The organism is Acidiphilium sp. AL (assembly GCF_025499445.1).
Taxonomy (GTDB): domain Bacteria; phylum Pseudomonadota; class Alphaproteobacteria; order Acetobacterales; family Acetobacteraceae; genus Acidiphilium; species Acidiphilium iwatense.
The window spans coordinates 1-4,158 of the sequence record NZ_JAIMBZ010000086.1 but is presented as its reverse complement, the minus strand read 5'-3'; the positions used below and the strand labels follow the sequence as shown (position 1 = coordinate 4,158).

General features: G+C 51.1%; 2 protein-coding genes and 1 pseudogene. 1 reads left to right on the top strand and 2 read right to left on the bottom strand.

The features are described from left to right. Positions 1–277 precede the first annotated feature (277 nt). Both AiwAL_RS19715 and AiwAL_RS19710 read right to left on the bottom strand, forming a co-directional pair. On the bottom strand, positions 278–1,501 hold the full coding sequence (locus tag AiwAL_RS19715) for an MFS transporter (protein ID WP_262313435.1): 1,224 nt from the start codon (positions 1,499–1,501) through the stop codon (positions 278–280). 4 nt (positions 1,502–1,505) lie between these two features. Further along, the gene (locus AiwAL_RS19710) at positions 1,506–3,842 is read right to left on the bottom strand and encodes a TonB-dependent receptor (RefSeq protein WP_262313434.1); all 2,337 of its coding nucleotides are present in this window, start codon (positions 3,840–3,842) and stop codon (positions 1,506–1,508) included. A gap of 83 nt (positions 3,843–3,925) precedes the next feature. On the opposite strand from AiwAL_RS19710, the pseudogene AiwAL_RS19705 reads away from it, so the two are divergent. Continuing rightward, positions 3,926–4,158: pseudogene (locus tag AiwAL_RS19705) on the top strand (hypothetical protein); the annotation flags it as partial.

Below are 4,158 nucleotides of genomic sequence, written 5' to 3'. Positions count from 1 at the left end.
TTGGCAAGAGATTTCGGCGGCGCGCAACAATCGGAATCGGAACCGGGCCGCCAGGATTCCTTCCGGAATGCCGACAGGCCTCAATCGATTCTTCGGCTAAATGGCGCCTGCGGCCTCAAAATGAGGGGAGACATGAGCTCATCGTGATCTGGGAAATCCAAGATAGAATTATGGCGAAATTGCAACGCGACAAAAGCGTTCGACGGGGGCGACAGATCGTCGATCTTCACATCGCAAGTCGAGCCGAAGCGATTCCACTCTCCAGCCAAGTTTGATATCAATCCAGCCGAATTTTTGCAGTCTCGACTCCTAGAAAAATACTCAATAGCGCTCCGACCAACGCAGCGACTGATAGGAGCAATAGCGTTCTACCAACGCCGAAATGGTGCACTGACAATGGAAGGATGATTGCGACAAGTACCCCTCCAGCGTGAGCAAAGGCCGTTGAGATTCCCTGGGCTGCACCACGAAGTTCTGTTGGAAATACCTCGACAGGCAACATCCAACTCGTGATTCCAGGACCGGCAAAATTTGCAATCTGATACAGGACCAATCCAACTACGGTTACCGCCATACTGGGCTGCCCGCTCAAAGCAGCAAAGCCAACGATTCCGAGACCGATCGCGTCACCGAAAAATCCCACGATCTGCAGCCGCAATCTACCAATCCTGTCTATAAATATGAGGTTTATCGCCCAGCCGAACACAAAAATTGACAAGAAAGCCGCATTACCGAAAACTGAAGCATGTGTATCACGCAACCCCAGCCCAAGCAGAAGTAGCGGAAGATATATGTGCAGCGCGTACCCGGTCAGGTCCAGACAAAAACGCGGCAGGCAAACGAAAGCCCATAACCGGATAGATCCACCACGATTCGGATCTTTCCATGGTGACTGCAATCTGGAAGTTGATTTTACCTTCTTCCAAAGTGGTGACTCGGGTAACTTGGCCCGCAAGGCGAGGACGATGACGCCAGGAATCGCTCCTGAGACAAACATCCAACGCCAGCTATAGGGACCAAGCCCCAATAGAACAAAACCCACAAGCGCAGAAACAATGGCTCCCGCCATCCAGAAGCCCAGCGACAAAGACATAAATCGCCCCCGCGTTTCGGCGGGCGCACACTCTGCCAAATACGTCGAACTCAACGGGTAGTCGGCGCCGATCGCCAAGCCGAGGATGAACCGGAACAATGCGAGCATCCAAATCCCGGATGCAAGCCCGCAAAGGAGAGCCCCTCCAACAAATCCCACGATATCAAGCAAAAATATTGACTTCCTGCCAAACCTGTCTGAGATGAATCCACCTAACGGAGCGCCACAGAGACTCCCTGCGACGGCGGAACCCCCAAGCAAGCTGAGCCCCTCGGGCGAAAGGTGCCAAAGCGGCTTGAGCACGATCATCACGACACCGACGATCGTCAGATCGTACCCATCCAGAAAATTTCCCATCCCAGCAGCGAGCAAAACTCGCCAACTGGCTAGATTTTCCTTATCGGCCACGATCTCAGAAATGGCCTGACAAATCCGCAAAGACGGCGCGAGGTGCGCCTGGGAACCCAAGAATCTGCCCGGCACTTGCCGCGCCAAAATATCCACCAGCCGTGATATATTCCGCAACGTTATATTGATTATTAAGGATATTGGTGGCAATAATTTGCAGGCTTACCGTTTTGAGCGGAGGGGCAAAACTTCCAGTAAATTTCGTAATTCGAAGGCTTGCGTTCAACACGCCATAGGAAGGCATTTTGGTTCTAGTCGGCGCACCAGTCAGATCACTAAACAAGTATTGGCTGCCCGTATATTGGTACCAAAGGCGTGGTACAAAATTCATACGATCAAAATAATATCTATACGAAGCCCCGACGTTAAATGTTGCGTCCGCTATATTCGACACGGGTAGCCCATTATAGGACACGCCACCGACTTCATATTGTTGGAAATAAGATTTTTGAAGACTTAAATTTGTAAATAAATGCAAATCATTTATCGGGTCATCGTCCGCATAGATGTTAACTCCGTGGTACACTGAGCTTCCCGACGCATTTAATTCGAAAGGCTGATTCAGCACAGGAATCGGAATTGTTTCGTTGCTATACAAAAGATAGTAGTAATTGGCGCCTATGAGAAACCTATGTAGATATGGTGCCCGAATACCATGTACCTTAAAACCGATTTGATAACTTGTTCCCTTCTCGAGTTTCAGGCTTGAAGCGAGTAGCGCTTGGTACGGTCCACCACCACCGCCATTTGGCGGTTGGCGGTACGTGAACCCGTAGTTGCCATAGATGGCGAGCCAAGGTTCCGCTCGCCAATTAGCCGAAACATTCGGCTCTACCTTGCTGAAATTGGTGGCTGCATTAGGCAAAAGAGCCTCGTCATTGGCAGGATTGGCTTGTGGGTAGGTTGCGGTGCCATTATTTTCGTACCGTGTTTGGAAATTCACGACACGCAGTCCGGGGGTAATATCAAATCGGGGAGTCAGCGCGATGTGGTCCTGGACGAACGCGCCCAAGTCAGTTTGATAGAAGAAGTCATTTCGAAATCCAGATGGTATCGTGGGAGAGGTTCCCGCCAACGGATTATAGAACACGTTGTGACTGTTATAGGTATTGTTTACGAAAAACCCGCCAAAATAAACTGTATTGTATGGTAGTTTCGCGGAAAACGTGAACTTGTCTCCAACCATATTTGAATAAGGATTATTGTATTCTATACGAAACGCATCAGTTGGAAAATATTGATCATTATGGCCGTGGAAACGATTGCCGTGGCGGTAATAGAGGAGATTGGTAAATTTTAGAGATTTTGTTAAATCCAGACGAAGGCGGGTGTAGGCCATCCATGTGGAATTTAAGTCGAGTTTATGGATCAACCCGTAGGGTAACGAGCCATAAAATCCACTTGTTTTTTCGCTGTATAGCAAACCAGGATTCGGAGTGCCGGCAGCATCATAGCCGTTTACAGTGACTCCGGCGATCGGGTTGACGGGGATCGGAAGTGGCCGATAGGCTTCGGCGCGTGCGTCATATGCGCCGAAGCTGATTGATCCGTTCGAAAACTGTTTTTTCAGTTTGGCATAATAGGCAAAAGCATCGCCCGGATTCTGAAAACCATAGCCGGTTCGGTAGCTATTGGACTTGGTTTCGCCACCGGCGATGATCGCAGACCAGCCATCGTGAACGCCCGAACTGACGTCAAAGTGCAGATTCTTTGTGCCGAAGCTACCGTAACCTATCCCGATTGCCGCGCTTGGTTTGGCAGTCGGCTCTAGCGGAACGAAATTGATTGCTCCACCTATGTTGTCATACCATCGGTTCGCGACCGAACCGGGGCCATAGACGAGACCAATTCCTTTGATCAAGGATAGTTCTGGAATTTGATTTGACTGCCAGAGACCGGTGCCGGGATTATTCATCGGCACTCCATCGAAGGTGACCATGATGCTCCCGTCGTCGACATTGCCGCCGCCGAAACCCGCCCATCCGGTTTTGATGCCATTTATGCTGATCGTGTATTTTGCCCCCGCACTGCCACTATAGCTACTTGCATTCACGCCAGGAGCTAGCGACAAGGCTTGGGCGGCATTGCTACCAGCCCCGGCGTTTCGGAGCGCCGCTTTGCTGAGAACTTTTTCAGTCTGACCGGACTTCAGAATCGCCTTTTGGGAAGGGAGAGCCGTAGAGGTCGACGGAATCGCAGACGCCGATACCTCGCCTGCATTCACGGGCAAGTTTACCACCTGCGCGTGGGCTATTGCAATCGAGCTTGCGCCACAGAGGAGGAGGGTGTTGAACGCGAGCCAACGTTGACGTTTTTGTGAGGCTTTACCATCAAAATTCATTACGTTCGCCTTTCCCAGATCTACAGTTGTGGTCTAGCGACGAATGCGAATGATGGGATGAAGTTTCTGTTACAACGACCTTTATGATGGCTGCCGAAAGCCTTTTCGTGGTCGGGTATGACAACACGCTCGTTCGCTTCTGCCACAGCGGCGGTGCTCGCCGAACTTCGCGTTTCCGTCATCAGAGTTTCATTAGGCGCGGCACGAAACGATCGCGTATCGGACGCGTCATGACAGCTCCGGCCGCCATAACGCGCTATCGCAGCGTGTTCATCTCCGACACCCATCTCGGCACGCGCGGCTGCCGTGCCGATTT